A 16,208-nucleotide genomic window follows, 5' to 3' on the forward strand; every position below is an offset into this window, starting at 1 on the left:
CCGGCTGTCAGGAACGGACCGGTCGTGGCGCGTCGCCGCGGGGCCGGACGAGTTCTCCGCTGTGGTCCAGGGCATGTGCGCTGACCCCGGATATCCGGGCCAGCACCTGCCCGTCACCGGTCAGCGCGGTCAGCTCCCCGGTGGCGAAGTCGCAGTGCAGCCGGATGACCGGATGCAGCGCGCTGAGCCGGCAGTCGTCGCCCGGCCCACCCAGGTCGACCTCGTCGAGGCCGGCCATCGGCCCGACCAGCGGTGGAAGGTCACCGCGCGGCGGCAGCAGCAACAGGTGCACCATCGCGTCCAGCAGGATCGCCGGTACGGTCATCCCGGCCAGGACCGGCGCCCAGGCGGCGTGGTCCAGACGGAACCTGGCGCTGTTGCCGTCCGGCCCGCGGGCGTAGTCACCGGTGCCCGCGAATGGTCCGGTGAGCGAGATCGGCGGATCCGGGGAGTACACCGGCATCGCGAAGTCGGGCTCGGGTTCGTGGCCCGAGAAGTCGGGTGGTCCGGCGAGCACCGGGAAACGGTCCGCGAGCAGCACCCGCGTCTCGCACAGCGGGTCGTTGAAGCGCAGTACTTTGCCGTTCTTGCCGATCCGGTGTGCCGTGATCCTCACGGCCACCTCGGCGCGGTCGCCCGCACGGCTCACCACCCGGGCCTCCACCGCGACGCTGCGCATCGGCCCGGCGAGCCGGACCGTGATCGACGACCGGCAGACGAGACCGCGGAACCCGGTGACCCGCAGTCCGGGACAGAGGGTGGCCGCCGCCGCGGCCGCCGCCTCCAGCGTGAACGTGCCCGCGAGCGTGTACTCACCGTTGACCTGGTGATGACGCATCCACCGCCCGTCCCGCTCGGCGAGGGTGCCCGGATCCCAGGTCTTGGTGAAGACGGCCCAGTCGTCGCCCCGGTACAGCACGCCGTCGAGCAGCGGCGTGGTCAACTCCGGGTCCGGCGGGGCCGGATCCGGCGCGTCCGGGGCCTCGATCCGCGGTTCGACGCGGGAGCCGTGGGTGCTGATGCCGCGCCGGGCCAGCAGGACGCGTTCCTCCTCCCGGATGAAGAACGCCACTCCGTTCGCCGGCGGCCGGGTCACCGCGGACAGGAACTGCGCACGTCCCTGCGCGGTGCTGATGTAGGCGTCCATCTTGTTGCGTTTGAGGGTCTCCCGCATGGTGACGCTGCTGGCGACGCCGACCTCGCGCCAGCCGCTCCACAGGACCGCGATCTCGTGGGCGCCGGCCGGCCCGTGCCGCTGTGCCCTGGCGCTCGCGTACGCGAGGTACTCGTTGACGGCGCAGTAGTCGATGTCGCCGGGCGCGGGGGCGAGCGTCGCCAGGGTGCTGAAGTTGCACCAGATCCGGGGCGTGTGTCCGGCCAGGGCCCGCTTCAGGTTGCGGTAGCCGGTCGCCTTGGTGGCCCGCACGGCCCGGAAGTCCGTGAGGGTCTTGGCGTGCAGGGCGCGCGAGCGCAGGTCGAGGACGGTGTTGATGAGCAGGTCGATTCGTCCGTGCCGGTCGAGGATCTCGCCGAGGACGGCGGTGGTGCGTTCGGCGTCGAGGACGTCGCACACGCGGTGGTGGACCCGGTCCGGGCCGCACAGCTCCGCCAGCCGTCGCACCGTACGGCGCACCTCCAGGCGCGCCTCGGCCTTCTCGTAGGCGACGCGCAGCTCGCGCACGGAGGCGTCGGGACGCCGTCGGCGCTCGGCGGCCATGAACTCGGCCTGCGATGGCAGCGAGTCGTCGGCATCCGGCAGCGGGGTGCGGCCGATGACGTACACATAGGGCCGGTCGGTGCTGTTCGCCACCTCGTGCAGCAGCTCGGGAGTGATTCCCCGGGCGCCGCCGAAGGCGACCACGACCGCCCCGGAGGGCAGCGGGACGCCGTCGGACGGGGACACGGGATCGTCGGCCACGGCCAGGGCCAACCAGCCGTCACCGCGGCAGGCCAGCGTGTGGGTCGGCACCTGGGCTGCGCCCGCCCGCGCCAACTGGTCCAGCGCGGCCGCCGCGTCCACCGCGTCGCTGATCAGGGTCAGTCCGCCGCACTGCGGCACCTCGGCCCGCACGGAGCGGACGAGACCGGTGAACAGCCCGCTCAGCGGGGGCGGCAGATCGTCCGGCACCTCTCCGAGCAGCAGCGCGGCGAGCGAGCCCCCGGAGCGCAGCGCGGGCAGCGCCGCCTGGAGCGTGGTGAAGGCGAGGTCCTGGAGGTCCTCCACCCGGGCGGCCCCGGCCTCCTCGCACCCGTCGTCGTCGACGGGCAGCCGGGACAGCACCCGGATGTGGCGCGGGACGAACGGCAGGCCGGTCAGCGCGCCGGGCGCGCCCTCGGGCGGGACATGGGCGGTGCCCGCGATGCCCGGCCGCGGTGACCAGACGGCGGTGTCCGGGCCGGTGACCACGGCGGCGAGGTCCGGGGCGTCGGTGATGACGACGGTGCCCGGCGGGATCGACGGCGTGGCGGGCTCGGCCGGCGGCGGGTCGGTCGGCACGAGGCGGAAGGTCTGACGGCGTCCGGTGAACTCCTCGGTGTGCTCGGCCCCGTCCTGCTCCGACCCGGTGTGCTCCGACCCGGCGTGCTGCGACTGGACGGGGGCCGGGTCGGCGTGCCCGGATCCGGTGTGCGCGGACCCGGTGTGCGCGGACCCGGCGCGTTCTGGGTCGGCGCGTTCGGGTTCGGCCTGTTGCGAGCCGGTGAGCGCCTCCCGCGGGCCCGCGGGCGGGGTGAAACGGATCAGCGGCGAGCCGGTGGCGGCGGGCCGGACCACGGTGTCCGTCTCCGTGACGACGGCCTTGAGAACCGTCAGCAGGGCGTCCAGGGAGAGATAGGTGTGTCCGGTGCCGGCCAGTACGGGAAGGGCGTGCGAGGGCGTGACCGGGTGCCGGGGGTCGTCGAGGGCGACCTCGGTGGAGAGCGTGCCCAGGACGGGAAGTCCGTGCTCCAGCGCGGTCGAGCGCCGGGTGACCGCCAGGACCGCGGCGCCCTCCGCGATGGACCGGCCCTCCGGCACCAGGTGGGCGAGGTGCCGGTCCCAGCCGCTGATCGGCCGCAGACACACGGCGCCGATCAGGGCGAGGTCGCAGGCCCGGTGCCGGAGTTGCCGCAGGGCCAGGTCGACGGCCGTGTGCGCGGAGTCCCGCTGGGAGTAGACGCTGGTCCCCAGGCCCTGGAAGTCGTAGTAGTTGGCGGCCCGGCCCGACAGGATGCAGGAGACCGCGCCGGTGAAGTCGTCCTCGTTCAGATCGCCGGGGATCACTCCCTTGGCCTCCGCCATGCCCTTCGCAAGGTACTCCTTGAGCACCTCGGCCTGCGCCGGGTCGGGCAGCAAGTCGAACGCGGTGGCGCACTCGGCGGCGTGCACCCGCAGCGCCGCCTGGGTGTTGTGCGTGGTCGGCAGGGTCGAGCCCATCACGATCGCCGTGGTGGGCCGTAGGCTCGTGCCCGGCTCGCCGAGCCGCTCCAGCAGCGGGCCCAGCGCCTGGAGCACCATCAGGTGGGCGGCGTCCATATGCCGCATCGTCAGCGGCGGTATGCGCACATCACGCGGCGAGGGCAGGGGGTACGGCGTGCCGAAACCGGGCTCCGGGAGCGGCCCGTCGCCGCGGAGCCAGGCAGGCACCTGATCGGGATCCATGCCGGGAAGATGGGTGTTCCAGCCGACGACGACCAGGTCCTCCCTGTCGTCGCGCACATCGACGCCCCGCCTCCGCGCGGGAACGGACCGTGGTGCGTGGTCGGACAGGACCACATGCGCGTCCGCCCCGCCGAGGCCGAACGACGACACCCCGACGACGCGCGGTCGCGCCCCGTCGGCCGGCCAGGGGGCGTCCTTGACCGGCACGGTCAGCCGCTCGCCGTCGCCCAGCAACGGATGCGGATCGGTGACCACGGGCTGGCCGGGCACCGCTCCGCGTTCGAGGGCGACCAGCGCATGTGCGACCGAGACCAGGCCCGCCAGTACCCCGGTGTGCCCGAAGACCTGCTTGTTCGACGTCAGCAGACACGTCCGCTCGCCCGGCCCGAGCCGGGACAGCAACGAGCGGAGTTCGATCTCGTCGCCGACCGGCGTCCCGGTGCCGTGCGCCACGACCCAGTCCACGTCGTCGGCCTCGACGCCCGCGTCGGCCCAGGCACGGGCGATCGCCAGCTCCTGCCCGCGCGTGGCCGGGGCGTGGATGCCCTTGCCCCGTCCGTCGGCGGCGAGTCCGGTGCCCCGGATGACGCCGAGCACCCGGTCGCCGTCCGCGACGGCCCGCGCGTACGGTTTCAGAACGAGCGCGACGGCGCCCTCGCCGATCAGGGTCCCGTCGGCCGCCCGGTCGAAGGGCCGTACCCGGCCGCTCATCGAGATGCCCTGGGCCCGGCAGAAGAGCGTGAACCCGATCGGCTCGATCACCGAGGTGCCACCGGCCAGCGCCACGTCGCAGGAACCCTCGCGCAGCGCCTTGACCGCCGCGTCCAGGGCGAACAGTCCGCTGGCGCAGGCCGCGTCGAGGGTCAGGTGCTGTGTGTCACCGGGGATCAGCCCGCGTAACGCGTTGCGGACGACGGACGCGGGCAGGTAGGACTGCGGGTCGCCGCCGTCACCGCCGTACCGCACGCTGATCGCGTGGTCGGCGAGTTCCGCCAGCCAGTCACCGTCCCGGTCGGCGGGGATCGCCTCGCGCACCATGCGCCGGTACTCGTCGCCGAGGACGATGCCCTGGGGACCGAGCCCGGTCTGGTCGTGGATGCCGGTGGTCGCGGTGAGCCAGCGGTCCGTCGGACGCCGGCGCACCCCCGCCAGCGCCTGGACGGCACAGTGCCGCAGCCAGCGGGTGGTCCGCGGCCAGCCGGGGTGTCCGATGTTCCCGTCCGGTTCGGCGATCGAGGCAGGGTCCGGCACGAAGTCGTGGAGGTATCCGGCCTCGCGGACGTAGAAGGCGTCGGTCTCCTCGCGGGTGGGAGCCCAGAAGTGCTTCAGGTCGAAGGCTGACGGCTCGCTGGAGAGCAGGACGCCCTCCCGCAGCCGGTCCCAGAACTCTGCCGTGTTGTTGGCCCCGGGCAGTGCCAGGCCGAGTCCGACGACCGCGACGGCGCCGGGATCCGCCTCGGCCGACACCGCGTCCGGCACGGCGTCCGGCACGGCGTCCGGCACCTCGGCCGACACCGGGGGCACCGCTGGTCGAGGTGGTGGGGGCGGTGCGGGTACCGGTGCGGCCGCGGATGGCGCGGGGGCTGACGGCGCGGTGGCCGCCGGTACGGCCGCGGCCGGCGCGGACGGTGACGGCGCCGGCGCCGACACAACCGGGCGGCGCACGGGCTTGCTCACCTGGTCGGCCAGCCTGCTGTGCAATCGCAGGCCCTGCATTCCGCCGATGCTGATACCCCCGTCGGCGACGAGGGTCTGCCCGGTGATGAAACCGGCGTCCTCGTGGAGGAGGTGCACGATCAACCGGGCCGCCTCCGGCGTCGAGAGGGTGCGGTTCATCAGTTCGTCGGCCACGGCCGTGCCGCCGAACGTCGCCGGACCGTCGAGGTTCACAACGATCTCGCTGGCGACGGAGCCCAGCAGCACGGTGTTGACCCGGATGCCCTGGCCGACCAGTTCCAGCGCGAGATAGCGGACCAGCGACTCCAGGGCCGCTTTGGTGACACCACCGGGGCCATAGCCCGGAACCGGCTGGTGCGCCCCGACGCTCGACAGGCAGAGGATGCTCGCGCCCTCGCGTCCCGCCATCAGCTCGGCCGCCCGGCGTGAACAGTGGTAAGCCGCCATCACGTTGGTGGACCACGCCCGCTGCCAGTAGGTGTCGTCGATGTCGAACAGGGGCAGGAACGCGCCGCCCGCGGCGTTGTTGATCAGGATGTCCAGGCCACCGTGGCGCTCCTGGACCAGGTCGAACATCCGGTCGATCTCGCTGGTCTTGGCCACGGAGGCACGGATGAACTCGCAGCTGTGGCCGTCCTGTTCCAGTTCCTCCTGGAGCAGCTTCGCCTGGTCGACCGAGTGGAAGTAGTTCACGATCACATGGGCGCCGCCCCGCGCCAGGCGGCGCACGATGTCCGCGCCGAGACTCTTCGCGGCGCCCGTCACGAGGGCGACCTTGCCCCGCAGGCTGTCGTCCGTCACCCGGCGGCCTCCGCCCGGCCCTGTACGACGCCCTCCGCGATCCGGCGCAGCGTACCGGCGGTCAGCAGCGAGGAGTTCGACCTCAGATCGGGCAGGCCGTACCGCTCGGAGACCCGGCCGAGCAGGGTGACCTGCTTGAGCGACTCCACACCCAGCTCGGACTCCAGACCGTCGTCCTCGCCGAGCAGGTCCGGCGGGTAGCCCAGGAAGTCACCGTAGAGCGTGCGCAGCTCGGCCAGCACCGTTTCGTAGTCCAGCCCGGCGGACGGCGGGGCCACCGCGTCCACCGGAGCGGCCGGTGTGACAGGAGCCGCCGGAGCCTGGGCGGTTGCCGGTGCGGGCGGAGCATAGGAGATGACTGGACCGGCCGGGACGGGCGGAGCCGCGGCGATGACCGGAGTGGGCGCAGGGGTGGGCTCCGTGTAGGCGGCCGGGGCGGCGGGCACGGGCACGGAGACCCGGGCCGGCGCCTCGACGGCGACGGCCGAAGGCGGGCCGGCCGGCTCGGGCGCGCTCACCCACGCGGAGGGCAGGATCCTGTCGCCCGGCGGTGCCGACGGGCGCGAGGAGAACGCGCCGATCGCCGTGGTGTCCTCGGCCAACGCCCGGACGGCACCGACCGGATCGCTCTCGCTGAGCGGTACGACGCACCGCACACCCGGGACCGACGACTCGACGAACTTGGTGACGACGGGCCACTCCCCGCACTCGACGAAGACGTCGGCACCCGCCGCGTGCAGTTCGCGGACCGTCTGCAGCATCCGGACCCGGGCGGTGAGCGCGCCGGCGACCAGGTCGACCGGGTCGTCGTCGCCGACGTCGCGCCCCAGCCAGGGTGAGCGCACGCGCCAGCGCCCGGAACCGTAGGCGACCCTCGGCGCGGTCGTCCGGAGATCCCGCGCGGCCTGCGCCATCGCCGGAGTGTGCGTCGGGTGCGGGACGTCCAGGGGAAGGCTCGGCCAGCCGAGCGCGTCGGCCACCCGCTCCACATGCCGGATCAGTTCCTCGGGCCCGCTGATGACGCTCTGTCGAGGGGCGTTCTCGCAGGCCAGCACCAGGTGGGGATGGTCGATCAGCCCGGCGAGCGACTCCGCCCGGCGACCGTCCACACCGACCGCGAGCATCTTGCCCCGCCAGCTCTGCCGGGTCAGCGCCTGGGACCGGGCCACGGCCAGGCGGGCGGCGTCCTCCACCGGCAGGTGGCCCGCGGCGGCGAGGGCCCATAATTCCCCGATGCTCTGTCCGACGATCGCGATGGGCTCGACGCCTTCGGCGACCAGCATGTGGTGCGTCGCGAGGCTGACGGCGAAGATCTCCAGATACTGGACCTCGGGACCGCGCCGGTCGCTCGCGCCGTCGTCCTCGATCAGCCTGGTGCTGATGTCGGGCAGTCCCAGGCCCCCGGCTGCCTTGTCGATGCGGGACAGCGCGTCACGGACGGTCTCGTAACGGTCGTAGAGGTCGCGAAGGACGCCCCCGCGCGGAGCGGCCACAGTTCCGGGCATGACGAAGACAGCTTCCACCTGTGCATCACCCTCATTTCGGTCCCGGCCTCCGGCGAGGCCTCATCCGCCGACCGGGCTCCGAAACGCCATGACGGCGCGATAAAGCCCTCGGCAATACGTTCACTTACTGCGCTATACCGGAGTGGTGGGTCCAACGAAATGGGCCCCGGGCAGAAATTCGCTTCCCTGCGCATTTCGCGTCGTTCGGGGCCCGCATTTACGGTATCTGGGCCTCTTCCGGAGCGGCAATGATGTTCAGGCAGCTAGTTTCAGCCTAAATCGATCATGCATTTCAATTTGGCCAATCACCCGCAGGCACCCTTGCCGCCACGCGAGGTCGCATGCTAGTCCCAGCCGCCCCGCCGTAAGTACCGCCACCTTATGTCCGCTTGCTCACGATTTACTTTCGGACATTCGTACATGATTCAACCGCACAGCCGGCGTGCTGTGCCGATCCGGCATGACCGGGGCCGGTCGCACGGCCGACGTCGGTCGCGTACTGTGGCCCGCCCGGTCCAGCCCGTCCGATACGTCCACCATTTCGACATTCGGCCAATCAGCCGGCGCATGAGGCGGATCATGTTTACCGGCGACACCGCCGAACCACCACCGGAACGGCGCCTTTTCGGCGGCGGCCCGCAGGCCATGACCGTGGCGCCGCGATGACCTGATTCCGGCGGCAGAGACAAGCCGATGCCCGGCAGGCCGAGGGAAGCGTCGTCGAGGCCGGCGATTCGCCCTGGCGTTCGGGCAGGTGAGCACGCCGACCACGGAACGGAGCGACCACACCCGCCTCGGTCACCGCACCCTCCTCGGCCACGGACGGGTGCGCGGGGCGGCCTCGCCATCGACGCGTACGCGGACGCGCGCGTCCTGCGTACGACAGAGGCAGAAGCCGCTGGGGCAGCGAAACAACGGTTTCGCTCGGCTGAATGGCAGGTCGAGACAGTGGGTCCCGACACGGTCCGAAACGCCGGCCACGAATTGTCACTTACCTTTATCAGAGGGCAACGGATCCGCGACGCCGGGCAGCCGCACGCGCGACGTTCCGCAAGAGGACCGGCCACCGCTCAGCGGGATGTGCGAGCCTCCCCGTCAGGCGTCTCGCCCTTGGGCTTGGGCGGTACGCACAACCATGCGAGACCCGCGGCGGCCAGGTAGGCGAGCGTGCCGATGGCCATGCTGGTGCGCAGCCCCTCGCCGTAGTCGGCAGCCGCGGCCAGCAGGGTGCCACCGAGTGCCACGCCGATGGCGCTGCCGAGTGCGCTGTAGTCGCGCCGGCGCTGGAAGTCCAGGCTGGCGGTGCCAGCCCACGGTGGAGACCAGCAGCCCGCCCAGCAGCGGCCCCGCCGAGGCCGCGACGCCCGCGATGGAGCCCCAGGAGGACATGGTGAACACCGCCACGCCGGTGCGGAAGATCCGGCGGTTTCCCATCCTGTCCCCCAGCGCACCGCCGCTCAACAGGAACCCGGCGAAGACCAGCGTGTACCCGCCGGTGATCCACTGGATGCCGGTGAGCGAAGCCGACAGCTCCCGGCCGATCAACGGCACGGCCACGTCGATGACCGTCACGTCCAGGATCACCATGAAGTACCCGGCACACACGGCCGGCAGCGGGGCCCAGGACCCGCATGCCGGACACCGGGCCGGACTCAGGAGAGGAGGCGGGCTCGCCGCCACCGGCCGACTCCGCGAACGCCACGTCCCCGGCTCCGTCCCGCCCGCGAAGGCTCTACGGCAAAAGGCACGATAAGGGATGAGTGGGGTGCGCAGAGGAGGTCAGCGGCCCGGATCACGCGGTGGATACTGGACACATGGCCCACCCTCTCGAAGATCCGCAGTCTCTCCCCACCGAGCTGCGTCCCTACCTGGAGGAACTCGTCCGGCGCACCCGCACGGTGTGCGGGCCTCATCTGGTGAGTGTCTTCGCGGTCGGTTCCCTGGCGCTGCGGGACTATCGGCACGGGCGCAGCGACGTCGATGTGACGGTCGTCGTGGAGCCGTCACTGCCCGGACCGGCCCTGCACGACCTGGCCGGGGCCCTCGCCCACCCCCACCTGCCCTGCCCGGCGGCGGGCCTGGAACTGGTGGTCTACGGAACGGATTTCCTCAGCCGCCCCTCCGCTGCGGCCGGGTATCTACTGAACCTCAACACCGGCCCGCTGCTGCCGAACCGCGCCGACTTCGACGCGGCACGGTCCCCGGCGTTCTGGTATGCCATCGACCGCTCCGTCGCCCATCGGACCGGGCTCTCGCTGTCCGGCCGCCCCGCACGGGAGGTGATCGCCGCGCCGGAGCACCGGGACCTGCTCGCCGCGATCCGCGCTTCCGTCCGTGAGCACAGCGACGGCGAAGGTCACCTCGCGGACAACCGTGTGCTCAACGGCTGCCGCTCGGTGGTGTTCTGCCGTACGGGTCGCTGGATGGCCAAGCGCGGGGCGGCGCGGGAAGTCGCCCTGGCCGAGGAGGACTTCCGGCCACTCGTCGAGGCCGCGGTACGCAGCTTCGAGCGCCCCCGCTCATCCGCGGTCCCCCTGCCCGCCGCCGCGGTGCGAACCTTCCTGACCTGGGTACAGGAATGCGTCGATCAGACCGCCCGGGAGAGCGGGGCCTGAGCGGGACCTCCAGCGTGAGGGGGCAGGGCGGATACCCCTCTACAGCTCCAGAAACGTCGAAACCGCCTCCGTGAACGCCTTGGGGTCCGCGCTGTGGATCAGGTGCCCGACCGGGATGGTGACCATGCGTCCGCCGGGGATGCGGTGGGCCAGCTCGGCGACGCCGTCCTGGGGCACATGGCTACCCGGGCCACCGGCCACCACCAGAGTGTCGGCGGTGATCCTGGCAAGCCGCTCCCACCACACCGGGTCCGGTGTGTCGATCTGCTTCCTGATGGCCGGCACCATCTCCCAGTCGAAGGCCAGCTCGCCCTCCGGCTTGGCCGGGGTGGTCGGCCGCCGGGGACGCGGAACTCCGACATCCTCCAGGACGAGCCGCGCCACCCGCTGCGGATGGTCCGACGCGATCAGGTAGGCCACGATCCCACCCATCGAGTGGCCTACCAGCTCCACCTGGCCAAGTGCCAGCTCGTCCAGCACGGCGAGCACGTCGGCCCGCATGAGTTCGAGGGAGTAATCCCTCGGCCAGTCACTTTGGCCATGGCCACGAAGGTCGAGGGCGTAGACCCGCCGGCTCCGGGCGAGGACGGGCGCCACCACATCCCAGTCGGTGGCGTCCTCCCCCAGAGCGTGCAACAGCACCAGCGGCGGAGCATCCGGCGGGCCCGACACCTGATAGGCCAGCCGGATCCCTCCCAGCTCCACCGAACAATGATCAGCCATACCCGGAGGCTAGGCGAAAACCCCCACCGGCAGAACGGCCTTCGCCGACAGCAGACCCGGCTCAAGGCCGCAGCAGAATCCGGATCGGGTTGCCCTCCCGGTCGCGCAGCCGGCGGATGGCCTCGTTCACTTCCTCCAGTGGCAGGATCGCGCTGACCGACCCGGAGATGTCCAGACGGCCGCGGGCGGTCAGCTCGACCAGGTCCTCCAGATGCTCCATGCGATACCCGGTGTGTCCGATCACGGTGTGGCGGTTGCGCACGAAGTGGAGTTCCGGGCCCACGGACAGCGGGTCGGGAGAGATGCCGACGAGCACCAGGCGGCCCCGATGGCCGAGGGCGCGCTCTGCCTGGGTGAAGGAGGGCGTGCGCCCGACGCAGTCGAAGGCGACGTCCAGGCCCTTGCCCGCCGTGATCTCCTTCAGCCTGGCCCGGGTGTCATCGTCCGTCGGGTCGAGCGCGAAGTCGGCGCCCAGGGCGAGGGCGCGCTCGCGCGCGGCGGGCAGGGGGTCGAGGGCGACGATCGGGGAGGCACCGCAGATGCGGGTCAACTGCACGAGGTGGGTACCGAGGCCCCCCAGCCCCCAGATGCCCACGGATTCGGCGGACCGCAACCGGGCGGTGTCGATCGCGCCGTACGGGGTGGACACGGCGTCGGCGAGCACCGCAGCGTGCTCCAGGGGTACGGAGTCGGGCACGGCGATGAGCGTGGTGGCGTCGGTCAGTACGTACTCGGCCCAGGCCCCGTCGTAGTGGAAGGCCATGACCTGGAGGTCCTCACAGGTGTTCGTGCCACCGCCGAACCGGCAGGCGGGACACGTACCGCACGCCTTCCCCGCGCCCAGGACCACCCGGTCGCCCGCGTTCCAGTGCCCGGCGCCGGCGCCGACCGCCGCCACCACGCCCGACGCCTCGTGCCCCGGGGTGACCACCGGCAGCCGGGGTGCGATATGGCCGTCGAGCTGGCTCAGGTCCGACTGGCAGATGCCGCACGCGGCCACCTTGACCACGACCTCGCCCGCTTCCGGCCGGGGCACGGGCACATCCTCGACCGTGAGCGTGCCCGCAGCCGCGTCGAACCGCGCCGCGCGCATCGTGGCCGGGAGGACGTCCGCCACCGCGTCTGCCGCCCAGTGCGCGTCGGAGCGTATCGGTCCTGCGTCCAAGGTCATCGGTGGTTCCTTTCAGGTGCTTCGCCGGGCTGAGCGGCCGGTCACCGCGCCGGTACGGGGACGGTGAGTGATCATGATGCCGCACGCAGTCTGCCGCATGCGGCGCATCCGATGGCAAGCCCTGAGACCCCGTCACCGATGTGCGTCGCGCAGCAGAGTGTCGACGGTGCGGTCGACGAAGGTGGTGAGTTCCTGTGCGTCGTGGCGCCCGAAGGTGGAGGTCCACAGGGCGAAGCGGCCGAAGAGGGCGGACCACAGCAGGATCGCGGTCTGCTCGGCACCCTCGGGCCAGCGCAGCCCTTCCTCTTCACATGCGTGGATGGCGTCCAGCCACTGCTGCCACAGCAGGCGGGCCGGGTGGGTCTGGCCGGGCTCGCCGAAGCTGGACGCGTTATGACCGAACATCAGGCGGATGACACCGCGCTCGGTGCGGGCGAAGGTGCAGAAGGCGTTCGCCTGGGCGCGGAGGCGTTCACCGGCGTCGGCACCGTGGCCGGCCGCCTGGGCATCGGCTTCACGCATGGCCGCCACGGCACGTTGGTAGCCGTCCTCGGCGACGGCGCGGGCGAGCTGGTCCTTGTCGGCGAAGTGCAGATACATGCTCTGGGCGGCGATGCCGACTTCGCGTGCGACCTCCCGGAGGGACACCGGCAGTGGGTTTTCCGTGAGTTTCCGGTCAAGGAGCCGTGCCACGGCAGCCAGAATCTCCGCGCGGAGCCGGTCCCCCTGGCCGCGGGGATTGCGCCTGCGTGTGGTGTCGGTGGCGGTGTCCTCGTTCATGCACCTCATTCTGCGATACCCCGTTGGCCTGTCCTTCTGCCGTCAGAGGTCCGCTCGGCTCACCAGGTGACCGGAAGGGAGTTGAGGCCGTAGACGATGGAGTTCTTCTTGAACGGCAGCTCGTCCTCGGCGATGGCGAGCCGCAGCCCGGGGATGCGTTCGAAGAGCCGCGGCCAGGCGACCTGCATCTCCACCCGCGCCAGGTTCTGGCCCAGGCACTGGTGGGAGCCGAATCCGAACGCCACGTGGCGACGGGCGTTGCGTGCGATGTCGAGCGTGTCCGCGGGACACTCGCCCTCGTTGGCGCCGAAGGCGCGGGGGTCCCGGTTTCCGGCGATCAGCGAGACGATGACTCCCTCGCCTCTGCGGACAAGCTGCCCGCCCACCTCGACGTCTTCAAGGGCCACGCGCCGCGGATCGGTGGAGACGATGCTCCAGTAGCGCAGCATCTCCTCCGCGGCGCTCGGGGCCAGCTCGGGGTGGGCCCGCAGCCGGTCGCGCTGGTCAGGGTTGACCAGGAGCGCCACCGTGCCCAGGCTCAGCATGTTGGCGGTGGTCTCGTGCCCGGCGCCGACCAGGATCCCGACCAGAACGGGCATCATCTCGGCCGCGAACCCGTCCGGGCCGGTGTGGTGGGCCAGCAGCCGGCTGATCATGTCGTCCGAGGGCTCACGGCGTTTGCGCTCGACAAGGGCCTCGTAGTAGGCGAACGCCTCCCGCTGTGTACGGGCGCGCTCCTCGTGGCTGACGTCCAGGTCCGTCCCGGCGTTGGCGTGCCGCTCGAAGAGGCCGTGGTCCTCGTAAGGGACGCCGAGGATGAGGCAGATGGCCCGGGAGGGCAGGGGAAGCGCGAAGTCCCGGATGAAGTCGGCCGGGCCGCCCTTGGCGAGCATGGCGTCGATCAACTCGTCCGTGATCCGCAGCAGGTTCTCGCGCATCGCCTGCGTGCGCTTGACGCTGAACTCCTTGGTGAGCATCTGCCGGAGCCGGGCGTGTTCGGGGTCGTCCAGCCGCAGGAACAGGCCGCCCTCGTGTTCGGGCTGGTTGGAGTGGACCAGCGGGAAGTCGGGGTTGCGCACATCGGCGCTGAAGGACGGGCTGGAGAGAACGGCCCGGATGTCCGCGTGCCGGGTGGCCAGCCAATGCGTGGAGCCGTCCCAGATGGTGACCTTGTGGAGACCGCCTGCTTCCCGGAACGCGGTGTGCTGCGGAGGCGCGCTGAACGGACACGTGCGCGGGGCGGGAAAGAACGGTGCTTCCTCGGTGGACGCGGCCTCGGATGCGGTGGTCGTCATCTCGCCTTCCTTGCTGCGGAGTTGATGTCAACCTGACATGCGTCACCTTACGAGTGTCCGGCTAAGCGAGGCAAGGACTGTCCGGCCGTCAGAACATGGCCACGCCGAGAGGCCGACCGCAGATGCACCCCCTGTGGGCCAGTCGCCGCGGCCGCCGCGCCAGCTCGACGGCGGGATCGGCCTCCACGTGGCAATCACACGGATGTACCATCCAGCACCAACGTGGTGTGCGCCCAGATGAGGGAGCTTGTAGTGGATACTCCTGCCGATAACGCCAGCCTGAAATCCCAGTACGCGGCTCAGGTTGCCGCCGATCTGGAACGCAACTCCGCCGAACACGAGCGTCTCAGCTCCGAAATCGCCTCATTGCGACAGCAGTTGGCGGTGCTGGAGGAGAACCGGGCGCTCCTGCTCAGCATGCGAGAGACCCTTGGTGACGACGCCGTTGGTGGCGCACCGGAGAACGGCGGCGTCAGCGACTCCGACGATGGCTCGTCCGCGACACGGGAGTCCGCGGCGCTGCCTGCCACGCGCAAGCCCAGGAAGAAGGCCGACGCGACCGGCGGAAAGCGGAAGGGTACGGAGTCACCCGGCAGCCGCCCGAGCCGCAGGCCGGTGCGCGAAGCGGGCGCGCCCACGCTCCGGGAGCTCGTGCGTGATGACCTCACCCAGCACGGCGAGCCCCGCTCCGCGGCCGAGATCACCGCCACTCTCACCCAGGCTCTTCCGGGACGCGACATCAAGCCCACGGTGGTGCGCAGCACCCTCGAATCACTCGTCGCCAAGGGCCAAGCGCACCGCACCAAGCAGCAGAAGTCCGTCTTCTATTCGACCGCCACCCCGGACGCGGACACCGCTCCGCACTGACGCGCGAGTGTGCCACGTTCAGCGCCGATGACGGGCGTGGCGGCGCTCCCGGAGCAGCACCCGAGCGGTGGCCGGCAGCGGAGGACGGGCGGGCGCACGGAGGACGCCGGGGCCCTTGTCGGCGGCCGCCGTGGCCGTGAGCTGCTCGATCTGGATCATGGCGCGGAACAGCGGGCGGCCCTCGGGCGGCACGAGGCCGACCAGGCTCCGGCTGGTGGACAGGGACTGGCGGGCCTGGCCGAGCAGGTGGGCCAGCAGGCTCCGGGTTCCGGTGGTGTCCCGGGCGTTCTCCAGGTCGACGCGGGCGACACCATGCGCGTCGAGGGTCTCCCGCACCAGGTTCAGGCGCCCGTCGGCGAGGTCTTCGGACAGGTCGTTGACGAAGTCCAGGCGCTGACTGCCGTCGATGTACACGCGGCATGCCTCGCGGTAGCCCACCGGGGTGTCCTCCCCGGCGATCAGGCCCGCGATCAGCATGAACGCCGGCAGCGCATACGTGTCGACGTAACGCTGGTAGTCCGCCTCGGTGGCGAATCCGGTGAACTCCAGCTCCAGTGGGGCCGCGTCGAGGAAGCCCTCGACCCGCTCGCGCAGCCCGGGGTGCGCGGAGACGGTGTGCAGCAGCGGTCGTACGGCAGCATGCTCGCTTTCGCCACCGGCCAGGCCGTCACGCACCCCCTTCGCCCACTCCGCGAAGGCCCCGGCGCGCTCCTCGACGGGGCCACTGTCGAGGAGGGTGTCGGTGCGATGCATGAAGGCGGTCGCCGCGATCAGATGGGGCAGCAACGGCGGGGGCAGCAGCAGGCGCGCGGCGAGGTAGGAGCTGCGCCGGTAGGCCGCCACCAGTTTCCGCTGGTGCGTATAGTCCTCCCGCAGCCGGGGATCGCTGATCCCTGCGGCATCCAGCGCCGTGCCCCACAGACCCATGCCCCACCCTCCCGATGTCTTCATGCGTCCCGGCGGCCGTCCGTGGACTCCGGCGAGCCCCGGCCCCGGCCACCAGAACGCTCCCCCGTACGGCCAACCGGTGGCAATCCGCACCGGCGTGTGAAAGCGCCGTCCCTGCGTGCCGCCGTCCTCGGTAGAGGCTACCGTCGCCGTCCCGCACCACCTGGCAGAAACGGGGCACGCCTC

The 16,208-nt window shown here is 71.6% G+C and carries 10 protein-coding genes and 1 pseudogene; 2 read left to right on the forward strand and 9 right to left on the reverse strand.

The window, feature by feature from the left end:
• Positions 1 to 7: 7 nt before the first annotated feature.
• The 4 genes and pseudogenes from AS97_RS02280 to AS97_RS46765 form a co-directional block, all read right to left on the reverse strand.
• Entirely contained in the window at positions 8 to 6,118 is a 6,111-nt protein-coding gene (locus tag AS97_RS02280) for an SDR family oxidoreductase (protein WP_125756549.1), read from the reverse strand.
• On the reverse strand, positions 6,115 to 7,623 hold the full coding sequence (locus tag AS97_RS02285; protein WP_125756551.1) for an acyltransferase domain-containing protein: 1,509 nt from the start codon (positions 7,621 to 7,623) through the stop codon (positions 6,115 to 6,117). Before AS97_RS02285 ends, AS97_RS02280 begins: the two co-directional genes overlap by 4 nt.
• A gap of 1,070 nt (positions 7,624 to 8,693) precedes the next feature.
• A complete protein-coding gene (locus AS97_RS46760; RefSeq protein WP_247204889.1) occupies positions 8,694 to 8,867 on the reverse strand; it encodes a hypothetical protein in 174 nt (57 codons plus the stop codon).
• 199 nt (positions 8,868 to 9,066) lie between these two features.
• Positions 9,067 to 9,210 (reverse strand): annotated as a pseudogene (locus AS97_RS46765) (MFS transporter); the annotation flags it as partial.
• Positions 9,211 to 9,437: 227 nt separating this feature from the next.
• On the opposite strand from AS97_RS46765, the gene AS97_RS02295 reads away from it, so the two are divergent.
• Entirely contained in the window at positions 9,438 to 10,238 is an 801-nt protein-coding gene (locus tag AS97_RS02295) for an aminoglycoside adenylyltransferase domain-containing protein (RefSeq protein WP_125756553.1), read from the forward strand.
• Positions 10,239 to 10,277: 39 nt separating this feature from the next.
• Here AS97_RS02295 and AS97_RS02300 read toward each other — a convergent pair whose 3' ends face one another.
• The 4 genes from AS97_RS02300 to AS97_RS02315 all read right to left on the reverse strand — a co-directional run bounded on the left by AS97_RS02300 (position 10,278) and on the right by AS97_RS02315 (position 14,207).
• The gene (locus tag AS97_RS02300) at positions 10,278 to 10,961 is read right to left on the reverse strand and encodes an alpha/beta fold hydrolase (RefSeq protein WP_125756555.1); all 684 of its coding nucleotides are present in this window, start codon (positions 10,959 to 10,961) and stop codon (positions 10,278 to 10,280) included.
• A 61-nt stretch (positions 10,962 to 11,022) separates the two neighbouring features.
• Positions 11,023 to 12,132 carry a zinc-binding dehydrogenase gene (locus AS97_RS02305; protein WP_125756557.1) on the reverse strand — a complete coding sequence of 370 codons (1,110 nt, stop codon included), beginning with the start codon at positions 12,130 to 12,132 and terminating at the stop codon, positions 11,023 to 11,025.
• Between the two features lie 132 nt (positions 12,133 to 12,264).
• Positions 12,265 to 12,912 carry a TetR/AcrR family transcriptional regulator gene (locus AS97_RS02310; protein WP_236670392.1) on the reverse strand — a complete coding sequence of 216 codons (648 nt, stop codon included), beginning with the start codon at positions 12,910 to 12,912 and terminating at the stop codon, positions 12,265 to 12,267.
• Positions 12,913 to 12,971: 59 nt separating this feature from the next.
• Positions 12,972 to 14,207 (reverse strand): cytochrome P450, encoded by a 1,236-nt coding sequence (locus tag AS97_RS02315; RefSeq protein WP_059146414.1) that lies wholly within the window; start codon positions 14,205 to 14,207, stop codon positions 12,972 to 12,974.
• 252 nt (positions 14,208 to 14,459) lie between these two features.
• Here AS97_RS02315 and AS97_RS02320 point away from each other — a divergent pair, with 252 nt between their 5' ends.
• On the forward strand, positions 14,460 to 15,074 hold the full coding sequence (locus AS97_RS02320; RefSeq protein ID WP_247204201.1) for a hypothetical protein: 615 nt from the start codon (positions 14,460 to 14,462) through the stop codon (positions 15,072 to 15,074).
• A gap of 18 nt (positions 15,075 to 15,092) precedes the next feature.
• Here AS97_RS02320 and AS97_RS02325 read toward each other — a convergent pair whose 3' ends face one another.
• Complete coding sequence (locus AS97_RS02325) at positions 15,093 to 16,025, reverse strand: squalene/phytoene synthase family protein (RefSeq protein ID WP_349017633.1); 933 nt, start codon at positions 16,023 to 16,025, stop codon at positions 15,093 to 15,095.
• Positions 16,026 to 16,208 lie beyond the last annotated feature (183 nt).

The organism is Streptomyces sp. AgN23, from assembly GCF_001598115.1.
GTDB classification, from domain to species: Bacteria; Actinomycetota; Actinomycetes; order Streptomycetales; family Streptomycetaceae; genus Streptomyces; species Streptomyces antimycoticus.